The 21,434-nt window shown below is 61.9% G+C and carries 18 protein-coding genes and 1 riboswitch; of the genes, 12 read left to right on the plus strand and 6 right to left on the minus strand.

Annotated elements, in window-relative coordinates:
- Positions 1 to 159: 159 nt before the first annotated feature.
- Genes BMZ32_RS07570 through cobG form a run of 3 tightly spaced genes read right to left on the minus strand, consistent with a single transcriptional unit; the run spans position 160 to position 2,871 of the window.
- Complete coding sequence (locus tag BMZ32_RS07570) at positions 160 to 912, minus strand: precorrin-2 C(20)-methyltransferase (RefSeq protein ID WP_090241014.1); 753 nt, start codon at positions 910 to 912, stop codon at positions 160 to 162.
- Positions 909 to 1,535 (minus strand): precorrin-8X methylmutase, encoded by a 627-nt coding sequence (locus tag BMZ32_RS07575; RefSeq protein ID WP_090241016.1) that lies wholly within the window; start codon positions 1,533 to 1,535, stop codon positions 909 to 911. Before BMZ32_RS07575 ends, BMZ32_RS07570 begins: the two co-directional genes overlap by 4 nt.
- On the minus strand, positions 1,528 to 2,871 hold the full coding sequence (gene cobG / locus BMZ32_RS07580; protein ID WP_244153927.1) for a precorrin-3B synthase: 1,344 nt from the start codon (positions 2,869 to 2,871) through the stop codon (positions 1,528 to 1,530). Before cobG ends, BMZ32_RS07575 begins: the two co-directional genes overlap by 8 nt.
- Before the next feature lie 101 nt (positions 2,872 to 2,972).
- Positions 2,973 to 3,171: riboswitch (cobalamin riboswitch) on the minus strand.
- A gap of 202 nt (positions 3,172 to 3,373) precedes the next feature.
- Between cobG and cbiE the strand changes: the two genes are divergently transcribed.
- From cbiE to BMZ32_RS07635, 11 genes are all read left to right on the plus strand, one after another.
- On the plus strand, positions 3,374 to 4,576 hold the full coding sequence (gene cbiE / locus BMZ32_RS07585; RefSeq protein ID WP_090241020.1) for a precorrin-6y C5,15-methyltransferase (decarboxylating) subunit CbiE: 1,203 nt from the start codon (positions 3,374 to 3,376) through the stop codon (positions 4,574 to 4,576).
- Positions 4,573 to 5,307 carry a cobalt-precorrin-6A reductase gene (locus BMZ32_RS07590; RefSeq protein ID WP_090241022.1) on the plus strand — a complete coding sequence of 245 codons (735 nt, stop codon included), beginning with the start codon at positions 4,573 to 4,575 and terminating at the stop codon, positions 5,305 to 5,307. Before cbiE ends, BMZ32_RS07590 begins: the two co-directional genes overlap by 4 nt.
- A 162-nt stretch (positions 5,308 to 5,469) precedes the next feature.
- A complete protein-coding gene (locus tag BMZ32_RS07595; RefSeq protein WP_090241024.1) occupies positions 5,470 to 6,165 on the plus strand; it encodes a (2Fe-2S) ferredoxin domain-containing protein in 696 nt (231 codons plus the stop codon).
- Between the two features lie 116 nt (positions 6,166 to 6,281).
- Positions 6,282 to 6,539, plus strand: a complete 258-nt coding sequence (gene bufA2 / locus BMZ32_RS07600; RefSeq protein WP_090241026.1) for a BufA2 family periplasmic bufferin-type metallophore — start codon at positions 6,282 to 6,284, stop codon at positions 6,537 to 6,539.
- 54 nt (positions 6,540 to 6,593) lie between these two features.
- Positions 6,594 to 7,439, plus strand: coding sequence for an MNIO family bufferin maturase (gene bufB / locus BMZ32_RS07605; RefSeq protein ID WP_090241028.1), 846 nt, complete (start codon positions 6,594 to 6,596; stop codon positions 7,437 to 7,439).
- Complete coding sequence (locus BMZ32_RS07610; RefSeq protein ID WP_090241030.1) at positions 7,430 to 8,218, plus strand: HvfC/BufC N-terminal domain-containing protein; 789 nt, start codon at positions 7,430 to 7,432, stop codon at positions 8,216 to 8,218. The genes bufB and BMZ32_RS07610 overlap by 10 nt, the downstream gene beginning before the upstream one ends.
- A 54-nt stretch (positions 8,219 to 8,272) precedes the next feature.
- Entirely contained in the window at positions 8,273 to 10,027 is a 1,755-nt protein-coding gene (locus BMZ32_RS07615) for a sensor histidine kinase (RefSeq protein ID WP_090241032.1), read from the plus strand.
- Positions 10,028 to 10,311: 284 nt separating this feature from the next.
- Positions 10,312 to 11,664 carry a sigma-54-dependent transcriptional regulator gene (locus tag BMZ32_RS07620; protein WP_090241034.1) on the plus strand — a complete coding sequence of 451 codons (1,353 nt, stop codon included), beginning with the start codon at positions 10,312 to 10,314 and terminating at the stop codon, positions 11,662 to 11,664.
- 434 nt (positions 11,665 to 12,098) lie between these two features.
- Entirely contained in the window at positions 12,099 to 13,052 is a 954-nt protein-coding gene (locus BMZ32_RS07625) for a TAXI family TRAP transporter solute-binding subunit (RefSeq protein ID WP_090241036.1), read from the plus strand.
- Positions 13,053 to 13,328: 276 nt separating this feature from the next.
- Complete coding sequence (locus tag BMZ32_RS07630; RefSeq protein ID WP_090241038.1) at positions 13,329 to 15,356, plus strand: TRAP transporter permease; 2,028 nt, start codon at positions 13,329 to 13,331, stop codon at positions 15,354 to 15,356.
- Positions 15,353 to 15,772: a DUF1850 domain-containing protein gene (locus BMZ32_RS07635; RefSeq protein WP_090241040.1), complete on the plus strand. Its 420-nt coding sequence runs from the start codon at positions 15,353 to 15,355 to the stop codon at positions 15,770 to 15,772. The genes BMZ32_RS07630 and BMZ32_RS07635 overlap by 4 nt, the downstream gene beginning before the upstream one ends.
- Positions 15,773 to 15,956: 184 nt before the next feature.
- Here the strand turns inward: BMZ32_RS07635 and BMZ32_RS07640 are convergent, their stop codons facing one another.
- Positions 15,957 to 16,706 carry a substrate-binding periplasmic protein gene (locus BMZ32_RS07640; RefSeq protein ID WP_090241042.1) on the minus strand — a complete coding sequence of 250 codons (750 nt, stop codon included), beginning with the start codon at positions 16,704 to 16,706 and terminating at the stop codon, positions 15,957 to 15,959.
- Positions 16,707 to 16,974: 268 nt separating this feature from the next.
- Between BMZ32_RS07640 and BMZ32_RS07645 the strand changes: the two genes are divergently transcribed.
- Complete coding sequence (locus BMZ32_RS07645; RefSeq protein WP_090241044.1) at positions 16,975 to 18,642, plus strand: BCCT family transporter; 1,668 nt, start codon at positions 16,975 to 16,977, stop codon at positions 18,640 to 18,642.
- Between the two features lie 118 nt (positions 18,643 to 18,760).
- Here the strand turns inward: BMZ32_RS07645 and BMZ32_RS07650 are convergent, their stop codons facing one another.
- The gene (locus BMZ32_RS07650; protein WP_090241047.1) at positions 18,761 to 19,486 is read right to left on the minus strand and encodes a 3'-5' exonuclease; all 726 of its coding nucleotides are present in this window, start codon (positions 19,484 to 19,486) and stop codon (positions 18,761 to 18,763) included.
- Positions 19,483 to 21,357 carry a DUF294 nucleotidyltransferase-like domain-containing protein gene (locus tag BMZ32_RS07655; protein WP_090241049.1) on the minus strand — a complete coding sequence of 625 codons (1,875 nt, stop codon included), beginning with the start codon at positions 21,355 to 21,357 and terminating at the stop codon, positions 19,483 to 19,485. The genes BMZ32_RS07650 and BMZ32_RS07655 overlap by 4 nt, the downstream gene beginning before the upstream one ends.
- Between the last annotated feature and the right edge of the window lie 77 nt (positions 21,358 to 21,434).

Below are 21,434 nucleotides of genomic sequence, written 5' to 3' on the forward strand. Positions count from 1 at the left end.
GGAGCGGCCTTGGCCGCGATCAGTCCTGTAGCCCGGATGTAATCCGGGGAACCGCGATTCCTGGGTGTGTGGGTAGGGTGGATGACGCTTCACCCATCCACCAATTGCGATGGTGGATGGAAAAAGCGTCATCCACCCTACGGGTCTTCACGTTAGGGACTACCCGCGCCATTTCTCGCCGGGGATGACGATCATCGAGAAATACGGTGAGGACATCGGCTCCACCTCATCCAACGGCACGATGCGTTGGTTTCCCATGGTGGCGCGCTCAACGTAGTGGGCGCGGTCGTCGATGCCCAGCTCTTGCAGCACGCGGCGGACTTTCTCGAAGTTGCGCCCCAGCTTCATGATCACCGCCGCTTCGGCGCTGTGCAGGCGTTGTTTGAGTTCGTCTTCGGGCAGCACGCCGGAGAGCACGCTCAAGCTCTGGTTGCGGTACACCAGCGGCGTGCCAAGCACCGAGGCGCAGCCGAGCATGGAGCACACGCCCGGTACTACTTCCACCTCGTACTGGCCGGCCAGGCGGTCGTGCAGGTACATGTAGGAGCCATAGAAGAACGGGTCGCCTTCGCAGATCACTGCTACGTCTTGGCCAGCATCCAGGCGTGAAGCGATCTGTACCGCGCAGGTGTCGTAGAAGTCGCTGATCACATCTTCATAGCTGAGTGGCGCAGCGAGTTTTTCCGTGGTCACCGGGTAGACCAGCGGCAGGCGTTGCTGGGCGTCGGTCAGGTGCGCTTCGATGATGCCGAAGGCGTTGCCGCCCTGGCCCTTGTTGGCTTTGGCCTTGGCCACGAAGTAACCGACCACGGCAGCTGATTGCAGCAAACGCAGGGCTTTCAGGGTAATCAGCTCAGGGTCGCCGGGGCCAACGCCGATGCCGAGCAGGCGGCCTTTTTGCACAGTCATCATTCCACCTCCGTGGCCAGGGCATTGACCGCCGCCACCGCCATGGCGCTGCCGCCACGCCGACCGCGGACGATCACATAGGGCACGCCACGGCTGTCGGCCGCCAAGGCGTCCTTGGATTCCGCCGCGCCGATAAAGCCCACCGGCATGCCGATAATCAGCGCCGGTTTTGGCGCGCCGGCGTCGAGCATTTCCAGCAGGTAAAACAGTGCGGTGGGCGCGTTGCCGATTACCACCACGCTGCCTTCCAGGTGCTCGCGCCAATGCTCCAATGCAACTGCCGAGCGGGTATTACCCAGTGCGCGGGCCTGCTCAATTACGCCGTCGTTATGCAGGGTGCAGATCACCGGGTTATTCGCAGCCAGGCGCGGGCGGGTGATGCCTTCGGCGACCATCCGCGCATCGCAGAGAATCGGCGCGCCCTTGGCCAGTGCGGCGCGGCCGGCAGCACCGGCACCGGCGGAGAAGCGCAGGTCCTGCACCACATCGACCATGCCGCAGGCGTGGATGAGCCGCACGGCGAGCTTTTCCAGATCAGCTGGAATGTTGCTGAGGTCAGCCTCGGCGCGGATGGTGGCGAAGGATTGGCGGTAGATTTCCTGGCCGTCGCGGATGTAATCAAGCATCGCTATTTCCTGTTGCGCAGTGGGCGGCGAACCAGTCGCCGGCCTCGTCGATAGTCATGGCGCTGGCCTGTAGCTGGCCGAAACCGGCTGCCTGCGGCGTGCGTTGATAGAGTTGGTAGTGGCCGGCGCTGCTGGCCAGCAAGGTAAAGGGCGCGGTGTGCGCAGCGGCGCAGGAGCGCGGGCAGGCGCTCAGGTGTACCTGTGGACGCGCGCTGCCGGCGTGCAGACGCTTGGCTAAGTGCAGGGCATCGGCCTTGCTGTCGCTCAAGCCTTTAGCGCAGGCGGCGGAGCCGGTGCAGGCGATCAGCTGGCTTAACGGTTCTTGCGCATCGGTGAGCAAGCCGAGCTCGCCCAGCGCGTGCAGCAGTTTGTTTGCCGAGTGTTCGGGGATATTTGGCAGCAACACACCCTGCCAGGGCGTCAGGCGCAGACTGGCATCGCCATGTTGTTCAGCCAGATCGGCCAGGGCGTGCAATTGTGTAGCGTCGATTCGGCCTAGGCGCGCGCCAGCGGCAACCATGCACAGGCCGTTTTGCTGCTGTGGATAAATACCCATCGCGGCGTGCTGACTGATGGCTGTGCGTTGCCAATCCGTTGGAGCTGATTGGATGGCAAAAGGCACGCGTGCTTGCAGCTGGTGCAGCAACTGGCTGGGCGTAATCACGCCCAATAGCTGGCGCATGCGGCTGTGCTCGCTGCCGGCCAGATCAAGAAACAGCAACAGCAGTTGTTCGATCAGCTCAGCTGCCTGCTCGACGCCGATTACCCCGAGCGGCGTATCAGTCGGGCATCCGGCCAGGCCGAAGGCCAGCTGTGTCGACGCACCAGGCAAGGCGCTGAGCCAGATATCGTGCGGGTGTTCGAGCATCGCCAAGGCTTCGCCGCCGTCCAACTGAATGGCGAACTTGGCCGATAGCCCGTGCAGTGCCGGGGTGTTTTGCAGCAGTTCAAGCAACGCGGTAGCTAACGGCCGGGTGTCGAGCAGCGCCTGCGGGTCGAGACCGGTGGCGGGGCTGAGCAGCAGGTTGCGCACATCATCCGCCGCCGGGTTGCTGGGGCCGAGATCGGCGGCGAGTAGACGCTCAATCAATTCGCTCTGCTGGTCAGCTAATACGCCACGAATCTGCAGATTGCTGCGGTTGGTCAGTTCCAGCACGCCGCTGGCGCAGTGTTCGGCGGCCTCGGCGATGGCGCGGGCTTGGTTGCTGCTCAATACACCGCCAGCCAGCTTGACCCGGCAGATGCCACCGTCCAGCGCCTGAACGATACGCAGCAGGCCGGGGCACGCGCTGGGGCGTGGTAGTGACGGATCAACGGTGGTGGAATGGTCGCGCAACGGGTTCACCAACAACAAAGACGCGGCGACCGAACCAGCAGAGCCCGCCCTAGCACAGGGGGAACTCAATGGCATCGGTACACCCCGCCCGATGTTGGCACTCGCGACTAGCGTCGTCGGCAGGTCTCCTGGCTGACAGGTCTTCATCTGCCGCGGCCTTCCCGGTTACCCAGTGGCACAGTTGCGGCAGACTCGCTGTTTACAGTTGCGGGGGCAGCTCGGTCACGATCGGCAGATCGCTCCTGATTCCCTCTTAGGCCCTTTTTAGAGTCTGTTTAGGGCTAGCGAGCTAGAGCCAGGCAAGGCGGAAAGGGCTGAGAACGCGGAGTTTACAAGTAGTAAATGAGCAGTTCGAAGTCGTTTCCAACGCAGCATGGCCGACGCGCAGCAGATCCTAGACAGGCTCTCGGGCACCGACGAAGGCGCTATTATGCCCGCTTTGCGCGCCGGCACGACAGCCAACTGGTCGGCCGACGCGACGATGACGGTTTGAGGAGCATGCATGACGGCCTGGTTAACCCTGGTGGGGATCGGTGAAGACGGCTATGCCGGCTTGGGAGAGGCGGCGCGGCTAGCCCTGGCTGAGGCGCAGTGCATTGTCGGTGGCGCGCGGCAGTTGGCGCTGTTGCCGGATGATCTGCCGGCCCAGCAAGAGCTGTGGCCCAGCCCCTTTAACCTAGAGCCGGTGCTGGCGCGGCGCGGCACGCCGGTGTGTGTGCTGGCCAGTGGTGACCCGCTGTTCTACGGGGTGGGCGCAAGCCTGGCGCGGCAGCTGTCGGCCGAGGAATTGCGGGTGTTTTCGTCGCCTTCGTCGGTCTCCCTGGCGGCGGCGCGGTTGGGCTGGCCGCTGCAGGAGGTGACGGTGTTATCGCTGGTGGCGCGGCCGTTGGCGGCGCTGCAGGCGCAGCTTTTCCCCGGGGCGCGCTTGTTGCTGCTGAGCAATGACGGCGACAGTCCGGCGGCGGTGGCCGAATTGCTGCGTGCACGCGGCTTCGGCCCCAGCTACCTGACCGTGTTGGAGCACCTGGGCGGCGCTCAGGAACGGCGTATCGACGGCCTGGCCAGTGACTGGGCGCTACCACGGGTGGCCGATCTCAATCTGCTGGCGGTCGAGTGCGTGGCGGACGCCGATGCGCGCCTGCTGCCCGTCACGCCGGGTTTGTCTGATGCGCTCTATCAACACGACGGCCAGCTGACCAAGCGCGATGTGCGTGCGATCACCCTGGCGCGCCTGGCGCCGCAACCGGGTCAGCTGCTCTGGGATGTCGGCGCCGGCTGCGGCTCCATCGGCATCGAATGGATGCGCGCCCATCCGCGTTGCCGGGCGATTGCCATCGAGGCCGACGCTGGCCGTCAGCTGCATATCCAACACAACCGCGATGCGCTTGGCGTGCCGGCGTTGCAATTAGTCGCTGGTCGCGCGCCCGAGGCACTGGTCGGGCTGGCCGCGCCGGATGCGATTTTTATCGGCGGAGGGGTGACCCTCCCTGGCGTGCTGGAGCAGTGCTGGGCCAGCCTCAAGCCGGGCGGTCGGCTGGTGGCCAATGCCGTCACCCTGCAAAGCGAAGCGGCGCTGGTGGCCTGGCGTGAGCAGGTGGGCGGCGAGCTGACCCGCATCAGCGTGGCTCAGGCGCAGCCGCTGGGCGGTTTCGACACCTGGCGCAGTGCCCTGCCGATCACCCTACTGGAGGTGCGCAAACCGTGAACCCGCGCATTTTGCTGTTGGGCGGCACCACCGAAGCCCTGCGCTTGGCCCGCCGTTTAAGCTCCGATGCCATTTACAGCCTGGCGGGCTTGGGCCGCGTGCCGGATGACCTGCCGTGTCAGGTGCGTGTGGGCGGTTTTGGCGGGGCTGAAGGGTTGGCGGCGTTTATCCGCGAGCAGGGCATTGAGTTGCTGCTGGATCTGACTCACCCCTATGCTGCGCAGATCAGCGCCAATGCCGCCCGCGCTGCCGAGTTGAGCGGGGTGGCCTGCTGGGCGCTGCGTCGCCCCGGTTGGCAGGCCGGGGCTGGCGATGACTGGCGTGAAGTGAATGACTGGGCCGAGCTGGTCGTCGCGTTAGAACACTTCCAGCGGCCGCTGTTTACCCTTGGCCGTGAGCCGCTGGAGCACCTGTCCGAGATTCCCCTGCACCAGCACTGGACCGTGCGCTGCCTGACGGCGCAGCAAGCGGTGTCGCGTGCCGAGATTATCGGCGCACGCGGGCCGTTCGCGCTGGACGAGGAGCGTGCGCTGTTCGCCCGCCTGGGCATCGATGTGCTGATCAGCAAGAACAGCGGCAGCCAGTCCACCGAATCCAAGCTACAGGTGGCGCGGGAGTTGGGTTTGCCGGTTGTGCTGCTGCGCAGGCCCGAGTTGCCGAGGGTAGAGCGCGAGTTTCTCCAGCCCGACGTCCTATGGGAGGCGCTTCAGCGGCGATTGGCTGAGCCGTAGCCAGGTAGGGTGGATGGCGCTTCATCCATCCACCAGCTGCAATGGTGGATGAAAACAGCGTCAGCTACGCGCCCCGATCCACCCTACGATGTCTCATCTGACGCGCCGCCACCCGAGCAAAAAATCCCCTGTTAGACTGCCGGCCCTTTTGAGGAGGTCGCGATGAACCCCACTCCATACGCCCACGTGCTGTTTATTGGTCCCGGCCTCAGCCGTGGCGCGTCGGCTGAGCGTTTGCACCAGCGGGTTACGGCGCTGTTGGGCGAGGCGTATTTGCATGACAGCGAACAGGATCTGCAGCCGTTCTGGCAGGCGCTGGATGAGTCGCCGCGACCATTGCTGGTGGTGGATCTCGAGCCGCGTGCCGATGTTGCCCACCGTGACTGGCTGCGTGAGCAAGTTGCCGCGCGCAGCGATGGCGCGCAGGTCTTTGTGGTATGTAGCGCCCTCGAAGACGCCTGGCTCGACGGCTTGCCCGCGCTGCTTGAGCGCACACAACTGCACATGGCCTGCAGCGATGTACCCGCCGTGCCGGCGCAGCACGCCTGGTCGCACATTCCGCCACACGCCCAGCGTCTGCTGCTGTGTAACGGCCCGCGCTGCACGCGCAAGGGCGCGCTGGGCTTATGGAAAACCCTGCGTCAGCGCCTCAAGGCCGCCGGCAAGCTGGAGTGCGAAGGCGGTGTGCATATCACCCGCAGCCAATGCCAGTTCCCCTGCGACAGGGGACCGACCGCGAGCCTTTATCCACAGGGCGAGTGGTTCGGCATCCGTGACGAGGCGGCGGTGATCCGCCTGGTCGACGAGCGCCTGGTAGCCGGCCGCGCGGTGCCTGAGTTGCGCATCGATCAGGATTGAGTGCGCGCGGCTTTTTTTCATGGCCGCTGTAACGCCAGCACCCCTCAGCGCTCTAGTTGAGTGCCGGCACGCAAAACCTTGCGTGCGGCCAACCAAAATTACCTGAGGATACGCACATGACTATGAAAACGACCGCTGCTGCTGGTGCTGCCATTGCCTTCGCAGCGGCTGCCATGTTTGCCGGTATGAGCGGGACCGTAGTGGCGGCTGAAGAAGCGGCGGTGCATTGCTACGGCGTGACGTCCTGCAAAGGCCAGAACGACTGCAAGACTGCCGAGAACAGCTGCAAAGGCCAGGCTGTCTGCAAGGGCCACGGCTTCAAAGCCATGACCCAGGCCGACTGCGATGCGGCGGGCGGTACCGTCGGCGAGTAAATGAGCCGGGGCGACCTTTGCGGTTGCCCCGCATCACCGCGCAAGGAGTCAGTGATGAATGCTCAACGCGGCAATCTGGGCTTTGGCCTGGGCCTGCGCAGTACCTATTACCAAGCCATTCTCGAACAACGCCCGGCGATCGACTGGTTTGAGATCGTCTCGGAAAATTACCTGGTGGAGGGCGGCAAAGCCCTCTACTTCCTCGATGCTATCGGCGAGCAGTACCCGCTGGTGATGCATGGCGTGTCGCTGTCGATTGGCGGCCCGCACGAGTTGGATCGCGATTACCTGCGTCGGCTCAAACACCTCGCGCAGCGCGTGCAGCCCGCCTGGATCTCCGATCACCTGTGCTGGAGCCGCGGCAATGCCCACCAGCTGCATGACCTACTGCCGCTGCCCTATACCGAAGAAAGCCTGCAGCATGTGGCTGCGCGGGTGCGGCAGGTGCAGGACGTGATCGAGCGGCCGCTGGTGCTGGAAAACGTCTCCAGTTACCTGCGCTGCGCCGATGATCAATTCAGCGAATGGCAGTTTCTCTCGGCCCTCAGCGAACTGAGCGGCTGCGAGCTGTTGCTGGACGTCAACAATGTCTACGTCAGTGCGCGTAACCATGGCTTTGATGCCTGGGAATTTATCAGTAGCCTGCCCAAGCAGCGTATCCGTCAGCTGCATTTGGCGGGCCACAGCGATTACGGAAGCTACCTGATCGACACCCACGATCAGCCGGTCAGTGATCCGGTCTGGCAGCTTTACCAGCGCACCTTGCAGCACCTCGGCCCGGTGTCCACGTTGCTTGAGCGCGATGATCATTTCCCGGTGTTAGGTGAGTTGCTCGGCGAGCTGAACAAGGCCCGTCAGGTGGCTGCGGAAGCCCTTCAAGGCACTGCACGATGCGCCTGAGTGACTGGCAGCACCAGGTGCAGGAATACCTGCTGAATCCTGATGCCCAGCCGAACCCAGCGCTTCAGGCGAGCCTGTTGGGCAGCGCGGCGTTGAGTGCCGAGCAGGGCTTGGCGATTTACCACAATGCTTACCGTGCGCGGCTGCTGGAGGCGTTGCGCGGCGATTACCCGGCCGTGCATGGCTGGCTCGGTGACGAGGAATTCGACGCCCTGGTGTTGGCCTATCTCAGCGCCCATCCGTCGCAGCACTTCAGCTTGCGTTGGCTCGGTGCGCAGCTGGCGGACTTTATCGACGGCTATCTAGTGCCGGCCCAGGCGGCGCCGCTGAGTGAGCTGGCGCGGCTGGAGTGGGCGTTTACCTTGGCCTTTGACGCCGTCGACGCTGCGCCCTTGAGCCTGGCGCAGATGGCCGAGCTGCCCGCCGAAGACTGGCCGACCCTGCAGGTACGCCTGCTGCCCAGCGTGCAGTGGTTGGTGTGTCGGCATAACAGCCTGGCGATTTGGCGAGCGTGTAAGGAGCAGAGAGAGTTCCCCGGTAGCCAGGCATTAAGCGAGGGCGAGGTCTGCCTGGTCTGGCGCGATCAATTGATAACCCGCTATCGCAGCCTGGCGGCCGATGAAGCCACGGCGTTGCAGGGCATGATCGAGCAGGGTTGGAGCTTTGCCGAGCTGTGCGGCGAGTTGGCTCATCTGGGCGAGCAGGCGCCGATACAGGCCGTGAGCTGGTTACGCCAGTGGTTGAACGACGGTGTGCTGCAGCGGTTTTATCCGGCCTGATCGCGACAGGTGTTTTGCCTTACCATGCAGGCTCTGCCTCGTTGCGAGCCGTGCATGCCTGCCTTTTTGCTGCGTTACCGCGTTGTCCTGATTGTCTTGCTGATCCTGCTCGGCCTGCTGGCGAGCATCTGGCTGGCCGGACGTTATGCCGAGCAGCGTGCTTGGCAGGAGCGCAGCCTGGAGGCGCGCGGGCAGTTACAGCTGTATGCGCAGTCGATCCACACCCTGGTCGAGCGCTTTCGCTCGGTGCCTGAGGTGCTGGCGCTGGACAGTGATATCAAGTCGCTGCTGCGTGCCCCGGATGACAGCCTGCTGCGCCGCAAACTCAACGAGCGCCTGGAGCAGCTCAACGCCGCCGCCGGCTCCAATGTGCTCTATCTGCTTAATACCCAGGGCGAAACGCTGGTGGCCAGCAACTGGCGCGACTGGAGCAGTTTTGTCGGCAACAACTACGCGTTTCGCCCGTACTTTCAGGATGCGGTGCGCCAGTCTTCCGGGCGTTATTTCGCGGTGGGCGTGACCACCGGCATCCCCGGTTATTTCCTTTCCCATGCTGTGCGCGATGAGCAGGGCGTGGTGCTCGGCGTACTGGTGGTCAAGCTGGAGCTGGAAGAACTGCAGCGCGAATGGGTCAGCCAACCCGGCGTGCTGCTGGTGGCCGACAGCTACTCGGTGGTGATTCTTAGTAATCGCCCTGCCTGGCGTTTTCTTGCCCTTGATGGGCTGAGCGAACAGGTCCGCGCCGAGCTAGTGGAAGTGCGCAAATACGCCGAACAGGCCTTGCAGCCGTTAAGCAGTAAATTGCGCCGACAGATCGACGGCAACAGCCAGTGGCGCCGTGTCGACGGCCCGGATGGTCCGCGTGATTACCTCTGGCAGCGTCAGGCGCTGGATGACGAAGGCTGGACCCTGCACTTGCTGCATGAACCAAAAACCCTGGTTGATAGCGTACGCAGCTATCGCCTGGCCGCCGCCGGGGTGTGGATGACTTTGGCCTTTCTGCTGCTCTACCTGGCCCAGTGGCGCAAGAACCAGCGCTTGCAGGCGGGCATCCGTGAGCGCTTGGAGCGCGAGGTGGCGCTGCGCACCGCCGAATTGCGCGAGGCCCAGGATGGCCTGGTGCATGCGGCGAAGATGGCCGCGCTGGGGCAGATGTCCGCGGCCATGGCCCATGAAATCAACCAGCCGCTGACCGCCATGCAGATGCAGTTGGGCAGCCTGCGCTTGCTGCTCGACAGCGGCCGCCAGGACGATGTGCGCGAGGGTTTACAGCGCATTGATGGTTTGCTGCAGCGCATCGCCGGGCTTACCGGCCACTTGAAAACCTTCGCCCGTAAAAGCCCGGCCGGCCTTAGCGAGCGGTTGTGCCTGAGTGACGTGCTGGAGCAGGCCCTGCAACTGCTGGCGCCGCGCCTGCGCAGCGAGCAGGTGCAGCTGCATAGCAAGATCGACAGCCGTGCACGGGTGCTGGGGGATGCCATTCGCCTGGAGCAGGTGCTGCTCAACCTGCTCAATAACGCCTTGGATGCCATGGCCGCTAGCGAGTCGCGGCAGCTGTATATCCGTATCGAGCAGCAGGACGGGCAGTGCCTGCTGAGCATCACCGACAGCGGCGGCGGGATTGCCGCGGATGTGCTCGCGCATGTATTCGAGCCGTTCTTCACCACCAAGCCGGTGGGCAGTGGGTTGGGCCTGGGCTTGGCGGTGTCTTACGGCATCGTGCGCGAGCTGGGCGGCAGCTTGGAGGCGGCCAATGGCGAGCAGGGCGCGGTGTTTACCCTGCGCCTGCCGGCAGCGCCGAATGCGTAGGCGCTGGTAAACCCGTAGGGTGGGTTAGCGGCGCGGGTAGGTGGTCGTTTAGCCGCGCGCAATGGTCGTGCGCCGCGTAACCCACCAGACGATGGCGTGTGTGACACCGCTGGTGGGTTACGCCGCCCTAGGCCAGGTGCAGAGTCGGGCAATCGTGACAGGCGGCTAACCCACCCTACGGTTTGTATTGCGACCCCGCGGGTTACGCGCCGCGCCTGTATTCAAATGGGTGGTTTTGTGGCGCTCACCCACCCTACACTGCCGCCGATTAATCAGGAGGTTGTATGACGGGGCAGGTAATAGTCGTTGACGATGAAGCGGCGATCCGCGAGGCGGTGCAGCAGTGGCTGGAGCTGTCCGGTTTTAGCGTGCACAGCTGCGCCACGGCGCAGGCTGCGCTGGCGCTGGTCGACCGTGATTACCCCGGCATCATCATCAGCGACGTGCGCATGCCCGGCACCGATGGCCTACAGCTGCTCGACAGCGTGCTGGAGCGCGACCGCGAGCTGCCGGTGATTCTGATCACCGGGCATGGCGACGTGCCGATGGCGGTGCAGGCGCTGCGCCAGGGCGCCTATGACTTTATCGAGAAGCCGTTCACCCCCGAGCGTCTGCTCGACAGCGTGCGCCGCGCCTTGGACAAGCGCCGCTTAGTCTGCGAGAACCGTCAGCTGCGCCAGCAGTTTGCCCTCAAGGACCATATCGAGGCGCAGTTGCTCGGGGTTTCAAGGCCGATGGAAATCCTGCGCCGGCAGATCCTCGAACTGGCCGGCACCTCGGTGAATATCCTCCTGCGTGGTGACACCGGTAGTGGCAAGGAGCGGGTTGCGCGCTGCCTGCATGATTTCAGCAACCGCGCCGGCAAGCCGTTTGTTGCGCTGAACTGCGCGGCAATCCCCGAGCACCTGTTCGAGAGCGAGTTGTTCGGTCATGAGAGCGGCGCGTTTACCGGCGCTCAGGGCAAGCGTATCGGCCGCATCGAACATGCTGACGGCGGCACCTTGTTTCTCGATGAAGTGGAAAGTCTGCCGTTGGCGCAGCAGGTCAAGCTGTTACGCGTGTTGCAGGAAAAGACCCTGGAGCGCCTTGGCTCTAACCGCAGCATTCAGGTCGATTTACGGGTGATTAGCGCGGTCAAGCCGGACCTGCTCGATGAGGTCAAGGCCGGGCGCTTCCGTGAAGACCTTTACTACCGGCTGAACGTTGCGATTTTGCGCATTCCGCCGTTGCGCGAGCGCCGTGAAGACATTCCGCTGTTGTTCGAACACTTCGCTCACCAGGCCGCGCAACGCCATGGTCGCGAAACTCCGAGCCTGGCACCCGCCGAACTGACGCGCTTGCTCGCACATGACTGGCCGGGCAACGTGCGTGAGCTGATCAACGCGGCCGAGCGGCACGCCCTGGGCATCAGTGGCGGGGTAGAACCTGCGGACGCGATGCCGGTGCAGTCGCTGGCCGAGCAGATGGAAACCTTCGAGGCGCAATGCCTGCACCGTGCCCTGCAGTACTGCCAGGGCAATATCACTGAGGTGATGGCGCTGTTGCAGCTGCCGCGTCGCACCCTCAACGAGAAAATGCAGCGCCATGGCCTGCTGCGTAGCAGCTATCGCCCGGCCGGGAGCAGCGACGAGGAATAGATTCGGCTGCAGCAGACTCGATCTAAGCTAACGTGGGCGAAACCGGCGGAATTTCGCTTGTGCAAGGTTTTAAAGCGGCGGATTTCCGCTGATAAGTCCCCGCCGATAGACCTGTTAAACCAGCATGAAGGCTCTAGCGCGGGCTTTTTTCGTGCTGGCACGGCATCTGCTATAGCTCTTGTCAGTCAGGCACTCGATTGCTCTGGCCACTAATAAGAAAGACAAGAGGTGAACCCCATGTACTGCCCTGCATCATTCGCGCGCTCGTCGCGTCCGGCATCAACTATCCATCTCTTGTGCGCTCGACCCCGGTCGTGTGTAGGCCCTGCCTCTTTCCGTTATTTCGCTAAATCCGGCACTGCACGGCTCTAGTGGCCGGCAACGTCTACAGTGAAATCTTTGCATAAAGCCATAACAACGACGGAGTTTCTTCCATGCGAATGACTAAACGTTTCAGCCTGCTAGCTGCCGCTGCAGCTTTTACCGCGAGCACTGCCGTACTCGCCGCGCCGACCTTTATCAACATCCTCACCGGCGGTACCAGCGGTGTGTACTACCCGATTGGTGTGGGCCTGTCGCAGCTGTATAGCAATGGTATTGAAGGTTCAAAAACCTCGGTGCAAGCCACCAAAGCCTCGGTGGAAAACCTCAACCTGCTGGAATCTGGCCGTGGCGAGTTGGCCCTGGCTCTGGGTGACTCGGTAGCCGATGCCTGGAATGGCGTGGAAGAGGCCGGCTTCAAGGCGCCGCTGAAAAAGCTGCGAGCCATCGCTGGCACTTACCCGAACTACATCCAGATCGTCGCCAGCCAGGAATCCGGGATCAAGACTCTGGCTGACCTCAAGGGCAAGACCATCTCCGTGGGCGCGCCCAAGTCCGGCACCGAGCTCAACGCTCGTGCCATCTTCAAAGCGGCCGGCCTGAGCTACGACGACATGGCCAAGGTCGAATTCCTGCCGTACGCCGAGTCGGTTGAGTTGATCAAGAACCGTCAGCTGGATGCCACCCTGCAGTCCTCGGGCCTGGGCATGGCGGCTATTCGTGACTTGGCGGCGACCCTGCCCATCACCTTCGTCTCAGTGCCGGCTGAAGTCACCGCCAAAATTGGTAACGATGCTTACCAGCCGGCATCGATTCCGGCCGGTACCTACGACGGTCAGGAGGCTGATGTACCGACTGTGGCCATCACCAATATCCTGGTGAGCCACGACGGTGTGTCCGAAGAAGTGGCTTATCAGATGACCAAGCTGATGTTCGACAACCTGGAGCGCCTGGGTAACGCCCATTCCGCTGCCAAGGACATCAAGCTGGAAACTGCCGCGAAGAACCTGCCGATCCCGCTGCACCCAGGTGCTGAGCGCTTCTACAAAGAAGCCGGCGCACTGTAAGGCTGTTGAAGGGTTGCAGGTGTAGGCTGAGCTGAGAACAGGAGGTCTCAGGATGGGTTAGCCGCGCAGCGGTGTAACCCATCAAGCGATGTCGCAGGCGTGCGCCCATACAGCATGGGTATCGCTTCGCTCAACCTACGCGGCCCGGCCCATCCTACCCGGCGACCTATGCACCATTTTGTCAGTAGAGTTGCGAATAAAACCGCCGTGCGCGCCACGGCAGGTTTTGTTGGCGACTTTTGTGCCATCGACGTTGTAATGAGAGCGTGACCTCCCATGAGTGAGCAAAACCAAGGCCTTGCAGCCAACCCCGGCGATTGGCCAAAAGCGCTGTTCTATGTCGCGCTGCTGTTTTCGATTTTCCAGATCGCCACGGCGGCCTTTCATCCAGTATCCAGCCAGATTCTGCGTGCCGTGCACGTAGGTTTTCTGCTGTTGGTGGTGTTCCTCAGTTTTCCGGGCCTTGGCAAAGGTAAGCCTTGGCAGCCGATGGCTTGGCTACTCGGCCTGGCCGGCATGGCCACGGCGTTCTACCAGTGGTATTTCGAAGCTGACCTGATCCAGCGCTCCGGCGATTTGACCAACAGTGACATGGTCATCGGCCTGCTCTTGGTCGTGCTGGTATTCGAGGCCGCACGCCGCGTGATGGGCATTGCCCTGCCGCTGATCTGCGGATTGTTTCTGGCCTACGGTCTGCTCGGTCAGTACCTGCCGGGTGACTTGATGCACCGTGGTTATGACCTCGACCAGATCGTCAATCAGCTGTCCTTCGGCACCGAAGGGCTGTACGGCACGCCGACCTATGTCTCGGCCACTTACATCTTCCTGTTTATCCTGTTTGGCGCGTTTCTCGAACAGGCCGGGATGATCAAGTTGTTCACCGATTTCGCCATGGGCCTGTTCGGCCACAAGCTCGGCGGCCCGGCCAAGGTCTCGGTGGTGTCGTCGGCGCTGATGGGCACCATCACCGGTTCCGGCGTGGCCAACGTAGTCACCACCGGCCAGTTCACCATCCCGCTGATGAAGCGCTTTGGTTACAAGTCAGCGTTTGCTGGCGGCGTCGAGGCGACGTCGTCCATGGGTAGCCAGATCATGCCGCCGATCATGGGTGCGGTCGCCTTCATCATGGCCGAGACCATCAACGTGCCGTTTTTCGAGGTGGCCAAAGCCGCGCTGATTCCGGCGCTGCTGTACTTCGGTTCAGTGTTTTGGATGGTTCACTTGGAAGCCAAGCGCGCCAACCTGCGTGGCCTGCCGAAGGACCAGTGCCCGAATCCCTGGGCGGCAGTTAAACAGCGCTGGTATTTGCTGATTCCGCTGTTCATCTTGATCTACCTGCTGTTCTCTGGACGCACGCCGCTGTTCTCCGGCATGGTCGGCCTGGCCCTGACCGCCATCGTGATTCTCGGCTCGGCGATCATCCTGCGCGTATCGTCCAAGGTCATGCGCTTCGCCTTCTGGATCGCCCTCGGGGTGCTCTGCGCCGGCTTCTTCCAGCTGGGTATAGGTGTGGTGTTTGGCGTGGTGGCGCTGCTGGTGGCCATCTGCTGGTTTATCAAGGGTGGCCGCGACACGCTGGTCATCTGCCTGCACGCGCTGGTGGAAGGGGCGCGACATGCGGTGCCAGTGGGCGTTGCTTGCGCCTTGGTCGGCGTGATCATTGGTGTGGTCTCGCTGACTGGCGTGGCCTCGACCTTTGCTGGTTATATCCTCGCGATTGGTCAGGATAATCTGTTCCTCTCGCTGATCCTGACCATGCTCACCTGCTTGGTATTGGGCATGGGCATTCCGACCATTCCCAACTACATCATCACCAGCTCGATTGCCGCACCGGCGCTGCTGGAGCTGGGCGTGCCGCTGATCGTTTCGCACATGTTCGTCTTCTACTTCGGCATCATGGCCGACCTCACCCCGCCGGTGGCGCTGGCCTGCTTTGCTGCTGCGCCAATCGCTAAGGAGAGCGGCCTGAAGATCAGCCTGTGGGCCATTCGCATCGCCGTAGCCGGGTTTATCGTGCCGTTTATGGCGGTGTACGAGCCGGCGCTGATGCTGCAGGGCGATAGCCTGCTGGCGACGTTCTACGTGGTGCTCAAGGCGGCGCTGGCCATTGGTATTTGGGGCGCGATATTTACTGGCTTTCTGCAAATCAAGATGCCGTGGTGGGAGCGCGCACTGGGCTTTGCCGCCGGTGCCAGCCTGATACTGGCCACACCGATGAGTGATGAGATCGGCTTTGCTCTGGCCGCCGTGTTTATCGCTCAGCACCTGTGGCGTGCCCGTAATGCACAGGTGGCGACTGCATGATTGGTCTGTGCTTGGGCTTGGCGGGTGCGGTATGGGCCGAGGTGCCCACGCCAGCCTTCACCTTGGCCTGGACGCACACCATTGAGAAAGTTCGTTGGGAAGAGGATTACCGCGTCACGCCAGAGGGGTTGTTGCTCGGCGAGGCGCGGGTTAAAGGTTCCGGGGCCGGTATGGAAATTCCTGACGGCGCCGAACTGCGTGAAGGCAGTTGGCATTACCAGCGCCAGCTACCGCCTTTGCAACCACTGCGCTTGGGGCGAACCCCCGAGGCAGGGGATTACCAGCTGTGTTTTAACCAGCGTTGTCACTTGATGAGTGAATGGCTCGGCCCGCCACAAGCGACCCAGCCGGCGTTGGAAATTTGGAGCTGTGAGCTGAGCTCCCCGGCAGTTGCTGTCGGTCAGGACGAGGGCTAAGGCGGCGTCCGCTCCCAAGGCCACAAGCCCTGGCGTGAAAGAGGAGAACCCCCATTTGGCTTGCCAGTGGGGGTTTTGTTCGTTTGCATGGGCTGTTTTCAGACGATGCATTGCATTCAGCAACCCGAGACGAGGGTGACGGCTGCTGAGTGGGCGTTACGCAGGCGTCGGCGACTTGGATTTCTCAGGGGCCGCTGAGGGCGTCGCTGATACTGTGGCGTTCTTTGAGCTGCTGCACCCACTCGGCTTGGCTGCTGAGAAAAGCATTGAACTGCTCAATCACCTCAGGGTATTTGATGCTCGACAGGAAGTAGTGATCATTCTGGAAAGGCAGTTGAGGGTCGAACACCAAGGATTCATTTTGCTTACTGTTGTAGAGCTGGTGGCGAACCACTTGCGGGTTGAGGTACACGCCATCAACCCGATCACTCAGTGCCATGGCCAGCAAAGAATCGATCTGGTTAGCCTGGATCAGGATGATCCGCCCCGCCTTGATGTCATCCAAATAGGGCCATGGGGTAAAGCCGCGCTGGGTGGCCAGGCGACGTAGACGAGTTTTGCCTTGACCGAGAAACTGCGGCTTGACCAGTACCCCATCGACAGAAGGTGCAGCGACTTGGCTGAAATACAGCGTGTGGTTCTGCTTGAGATTAGCGTTCCAGCGCGGGTTATCCGGGTATTTGAAATCCACCCGGCCGCTGAGAAAGTCGCTGAGCAGGCGTCGCACCGGGAGTGGCTGGTAGATAAATACATGGCCTTGATGCGCGGCAAAAGCATCGAGCAGGTCACGGCCATAACCCAAGTATTGGCCATCCTGAACGTCTGAGTAGGGCATATAGGATTGCAGCTCAACACCAACCGTGAAGGTCTCCGCCTGCGCCGGCGGCAACAGCTGCAGTAATAGGCATGCCAGCAAAGGCAGCAAAAGTCTCATGGACGGCACCTCGACTGACTGTATGAGCTTAACTCAACGATAGCTAATTGCCTGGCCGAGGGGAGCTTTGCCACGCAGTAAACCTGATCTAAGTTGCCAATAAGTGTTGAATAGATGACGTTAATATCCGCCAATACTGGCTTTGCGCCTGCACGCAGAAGCCATGGCTGCTACCCTGAACGCCGCAGTCGCCGGTTTGGCGGCTGAACGAGTAGGGCAATCTTGTCCTTTTGCGCGCAACGCGTTTCACCCGATAAAGGAGTCCCCCATGGGTCAAAACTCTCCGCCGGAAATACCCCCGCAACCCACTCCGGCAGCTCATGTTGGTATTCCGGCACCTTCCGGCGAAGCCAACCTGATCGATACCGATTACGTAATCGGTCAGGACAACATCAAAGGGCAGTTCTCATTTGCCCTGGATATCCATGGCAAGGTGTTCACCATCTCAGCACTCACCGTGGTGTTGTTTGTGGTGCTTACCCTGGCCCTGCAAAATCAGATCGAGCCTCTATTCAGCGCCATCCGTGGCTGGATCACCGGTAACCTGGCTTGGTTCTTCCTGGGCTCGGCGAATATCTTCGTTGTGCTCTGCCTCGGCCTGATCGTCTCGCCACTGGGTAAGGTGCGCCTCGGCGGTAAGGACGCCACCGCGGACTACAGCTACACCGGCTGGTTCTCCATGCTGTTTGCTGCGGGCATGGGCATCGGCCTGATGTTCTACGGCGTAGCTGAGCCGATGTCGCACTTCTCGGCGGCCATGGGCGGCGTCAACGTTGGCGCTGACGGTGTACGCACCGACTGGGCGCCTCTGGCTGGTGCCGCGGGTGATGCTGAAGCTGCCGCACGCTTAGGCATGGCGGCGACCATCTTCCACTGGGGTCTACACCCTTGGGCCATCTACGCGATTGTTGCGCTGGCGCTGGCGTTGTTCTCGTTTAACAAAGGTCTGCCGCTGTCGATGCGCTCGATCTTTTACCCGATCCTCGGTGAGCGGGTGTGGGGTTGGCCTGGGCATATCATCGATATCCTCGCGGTATTCGCCACCCTGTTTGGCTTGGCGACATCGCTCGGCTTGGGTGCCGAGCAAGCGGCGGCGGGGCTGGATCAACTGTTCGGCATTGCCGCTACCGATCTCAGCAAGGTCTTGCTGATTATCGGCATCACCGCAGTCGCCTTGTTGTCGGTTTTGGCTGGCCTGGACAAGGGCGTTAAGCGCTTGTCCGAGCTGAACATGGGCCTGGCTATATTGCTGCTGCTGTTTGTGATCATCGCCGGGCCGACGCTGGCCATCCTGACCGGCTTTTTCGACAACCTCGGCGCGTATCTGCAACACCTGCCGGCGTTGTCTAACCCCATCGGCCGTGAGGATGCCAACTTCAGCCAAGGCTGGACGGCCTTTTACTGGGCCTGGTGGATCAGCTGGTCGCCGTTCGTCGGCATGTTCATCGCGCGCGTTAGTCGTGGCCGCACCGTGCGTGAGTTCCTGATTGCCGTGCTGTTGGTGCCGTCCTTGGTGTCGGTGCTGTGGATGACTGCTTTCGGTGGTACCGGTATCAGTCAGCTGGTCGGGGACGGCTTTACTGGCGTACAGGATGCTGCGTTGGAGTTGAAGCTGTTCGCCATGTTGGCTGAACTGCCGTGGTCAGCGATCAGCTCGTTTATCGGTATCCTGCTGGTGATCGTGTTCTTCGTTACCTCGTCGGACTCTGGCTCGCTGGTCATCGACACCATCACTGCCGGCGGCAAGGTCAACGCGCCCGTGCCGCAGCGGGTGTTCTGGGTGATTATCGAGGGCGTGATCGCCATCGCCCTGCTGCTGGGCGGCGGGCTTGTGGCCTTGCAGGCCATGGCGGTATCGACTGGTTTACCGTTCACCATTGTGTTGTTGGTGGGCTGTATCTCGATCGTCAAAGGCTTGATGAGCGAACCGCGCTGATCACAGTTTTTGAGTACTACAAGAGCGCGCCTTCGGGCGCGTTTTTTATGTGTGGACGGTTGTGTGGGCTGACGCCGATCACCTGTTGGAGCGGGCTAATCAGCCGGCTGCAATTGCTTCAACTCCATAACTCACCCACCGGCGTTTCGCTTGCGAAGTGCGTGGCCACTTGCGCTTGCAGCAGTTCAGCGGTGGCCAGGGCGTCGGTCAGCGCATGGTGTGCTTGATAGGAGGGTAGGTTGTAGCGCTGGCGGCTGTCGGCCAGGCGGATGGATACTGGTTGGCGACCTAGCAGGCGATCGAACCAGCCAGGTTGGCGCTTGGGATAGAGGCGTGCTTCCAGCTGCATGGTGTCGATCACCGGGAACTGTAACCCTTCGCCCAGTTGCTCGCGCACGGCTTGGTCGAGGAAGCTGCGTTCGATATTACGGTAATGCACCACCATCACTTTGCCGGCCATAGCCGTTAACAGCTCGTCGAGTATCTGCCCCAAGCGCGGGGCGTGGCGGATATCCGAGTGGGTGATGTGGTGGAATGTCACCGACTGGCTGCTCAACTCGCTGGCCGGTTTGACCACCCAGTAGTGCGCTTCACCACAGCGGATACGCTTGAGGTTGAAGGGCAGCAGGCCGAGGCTGACGATGGCATGTTGGTTGGCATCGAGACCGGTGGTCTCCACATCCAGGGCCAGCAACGGTACCTGTTCCAGGGGAGTGTCGGCGGCCACGCTACCGGCTTGGTAGAAGGCTCGTAGGCTTGGGTCTTGGGCGCTGGCGGCGAGGGCGGCAAATTGCGCGGCCCAGTCCAGTGGAGCGTTGTGCAGTGCCGTGGTGAGCGCGCTCATAGGCTTTTGCCCGGCTGAGCGGGGTAGCGAAAGCGCATGAATTTCTGCGCGTTGCTGAGTACCTGAAAGGCTTCCTTAAGGTTGTGCCGATCAGTGGCAGAGACTTTTTCCGGTTCTATGTAGTTATTCGGTTCGCGGCCTTCGGCCACCGCAACAGCCTGATGGCGGATGCGTACCATGCTGAGGAACTCCAGGGCGTAGCGCAGTTGGCTGATAGCTTCCGGCTGCAGTAGTTTGGTCTGGGCGATGGCATCCAGACGCTCCAGCGAGTTTTGCGCCTTGCTGCCGCAAGCCAGCGCGTGCACGCGGATCAGGTCGGTGAGCGGTGCGGTGCCCCGGCCTTTGAGGTTGATGATGTGCTTCTGTTGGCCGTCAGTTTCCATCACAAAGGTGCGGAAAAAGCCCAGCGGCGGCGTGCGGTTGAGCGCATTACGTGCTAGAGCGGCGAGGAAGGCCGGTGCGTTGCTGGCTTTTTCCGCGAGCAGTTCTTTGAGGTTTTCCGCCAGTTCGATTTCGCCGTGTACGCCGTCGAGGTCAAAGAAGATGCAGCTGTTGAGCAGTGTTTGCGGGTTGGGCCGGTCGATCCATTGGCTGAAATAGTCGCGCCAGACTTTGAGTGGCTGCCGCCATTGGCGGTTAGTAGCCATGATTCCGCCTTTACAGTAGGTGTAACCGCATGCGGCCAGGCCGTCGCTGACGAACGTGGCCAGCTCGGCAAAGTAGCTGTCATGCAGCTCGGGGTCGAAGCGATCATCGAGAATCAGCGCGTTGTCCTGATCGGTCACCACCAACTGTTCGTCGCGGGCCATGGAGCCGGCGGCAAGAAAGCAGTAGGGCACAGGCGGCGGTCCGAGCTTTTGTTCGGCCAGTTCGAGCAGGCGCTGGCTGAAGGCTCGGCCGATGCCAGCCATGGCGCTGCCGATCATGTGCGCGGTGGCTTGCTCGTTGGCCATGCGCACGAAGGTGCCGCGCAGGTCGGGGAGCAGGCTTTGAAGGCCGGCGACATCCGGCTGATTGAAGATCGAGTTAACCAGGTACAGGCTGCTTTGCGACTCGTAGCGGATGATGTCGGAGAGGTTGATCATCCCGACCGGGCGGCGCCGGTTTACCACTGGTAGGTAGTGGATGTTGTGGCGCAACATGCTCAACATGGCTTCGAAAACGCTGTCATCAGCTTGAATCGTGATGGGATTAGGCGACATCACCTGGCCGATTGTCGTGGCCGCATCCAGCCCTACCGCTAGCACCCGCGTGCGCAGGTCACGGTCGGTGAGAATACCGACCATGGCTGAGCCGGGCTCATTGCCGTCTAGGATCACCAATGACGACACGCTTTGCTCAGTCATTAGCTGCGCGGCTTGTTGCACCGGTGTGTCTTGGCTGGCGCAGACCGGCTGGCGGGAGATCAGCTTGCGCACTTTGATTTGCATCAGGTCACTGGCTTTGCCCTGGCTCTCCACGGCCGACTTGAGGCGCGACTGGCCTTCGGCCTCGACGAAGTCGGCAAAGCTGTCGTGTTGTTCACACAGCTGGGCGAACAGGGCTGCCGGGATAAAGTAGATCAAGCTGTCTTCGATGGCTCGCGCGGGGAAGCGCACCTTGTTGCTGCGCAGTAGGCCGGCTTGGCCAAAGATGTCGCCTTCGCTTAGGCGGTTATACAGCTCGCCATTGCGCCGGTAGATTTCCACCGCGCCGCTGCGCACGTAATGCAGTTCGTGGATGGCCGCGCCGTACAAAAGGATGTCGGTGCCAGCCTTGAAGTAGGCCACTTCAACCTGGCCGGCGATGCTGTCGAGGCTGTCTTCGGGCAGGGCCTCGAAAGGCGGGAAGCGATTGAGGTGATCGCGGATCTCCAGGAGTTCGATCTGCATGGGTGCCTCGCCAGTTGTGGCACTACAGGATACGAGTATCCTGCCGCGATGTCCGCTTTGCTGGCGTTACTGGCTGT

This window comes from Pseudomonas guineae, from assembly GCF_900113745.1.
GTDB lineage: Bacteria > Pseudomonadota > Gammaproteobacteria > Pseudomonadales > Pseudomonadaceae > Aquipseudomonas > Aquipseudomonas guineae.

Bases quoted from the DNA above. Each gene is read 5' to 3' on its own strand.
- BMZ32_RS07630 (WP_090241038.1), top strand. From the start codon at position 13,329: ATGAGTGAGCAAAACCAAGGCCTTGCAGCCAACCCCGGCGATTGGCCA.
- BMZ32_RS07655 (WP_090241049.1), bottom strand. From the start codon at position 21,357: ATGCAGATCGAACTCCTGGAGATCCGCGATCACCTCAATCGCTTCCCG.
- BMZ32_RS07610 (WP_090241030.1), top strand. From the start codon at position 7,430: ATGCGCCTGAGTGACTGGCAGCACCAGGTGCAGGAATACCTGCTGAAT.
- BMZ32_RS07645 (WP_090241044.1), top strand. From the start codon at position 16,975: ATGGGTCAAAACTCTCCGCCGGAAATACCCCCGCAACCCACTCCGGCA.
- bufB (WP_090241028.1), top strand. From the start codon at position 6,594: ATGAATGCTCAACGCGGCAATCTGGGCTTTGGCCTGGGCCTGCGCAGT.
- BMZ32_RS07625 (WP_090241036.1), top strand. From the start codon at position 12,099: ATGCGAATGACTAAACGTTTCAGCCTGCTAGCTGCCGCTGCAGCTTTT.
- BMZ32_RS07620 (WP_090241034.1), top strand. From the start codon at position 10,312: ATGACGGGGCAGGTAATAGTCGTTGACGATGAAGCGGCGATCCGCGAG.
- cbiE (WP_090241020.1), top strand. From the start codon at position 3,374: ATGACGGCCTGGTTAACCCTGGTGGGGATCGGTGAAGACGGCTATGCC.
- BMZ32_RS07595 (WP_090241024.1), top strand. From the start codon at position 5,470: ATGAACCCCACTCCATACGCCCACGTGCTGTTTATTGGTCCCGGCCTC.
- BMZ32_RS07650 (WP_090241047.1), bottom strand. From the start codon at position 19,486: ATGAGCGCGCTCACCACGGCACTGCACAACGCTCCACTGGACTGGGCC.
- BMZ32_RS07635 (WP_090241040.1), top strand. From the start codon at position 15,353: ATGATTGGTCTGTGCTTGGGCTTGGCGGGTGCGGTATGGGCCGAGGTG.
- BMZ32_RS07615 (WP_090241032.1), top strand. From the start codon at position 8,273: ATGCCTGCCTTTTTGCTGCGTTACCGCGTTGTCCTGATTGTCTTGCTG.
- BMZ32_RS07570 (WP_090241014.1), bottom strand. From the start codon at position 912: ATGATGACTGTGCAAAAAGGCCGCCTGCTCGGCATCGGCGTTGGCCCC.
- bufA2 (WP_090241026.1), top strand. From the start codon at position 6,282: ATGACTATGAAAACGACCGCTGCTGCTGGTGCTGCCATTGCCTTCGCA.
- BMZ32_RS07575 (WP_090241016.1), bottom strand. From the start codon at position 1,535: ATGCTTGATTACATCCGCGACGGCCAGGAAATCTACCGCCAATCCTTC.
- BMZ32_RS07640 (WP_090241042.1), bottom strand. From the start codon at position 16,706: ATGAGACTTTTGCTGCCTTTGCTGGCATGCCTATTACTGCAGCTGTTG.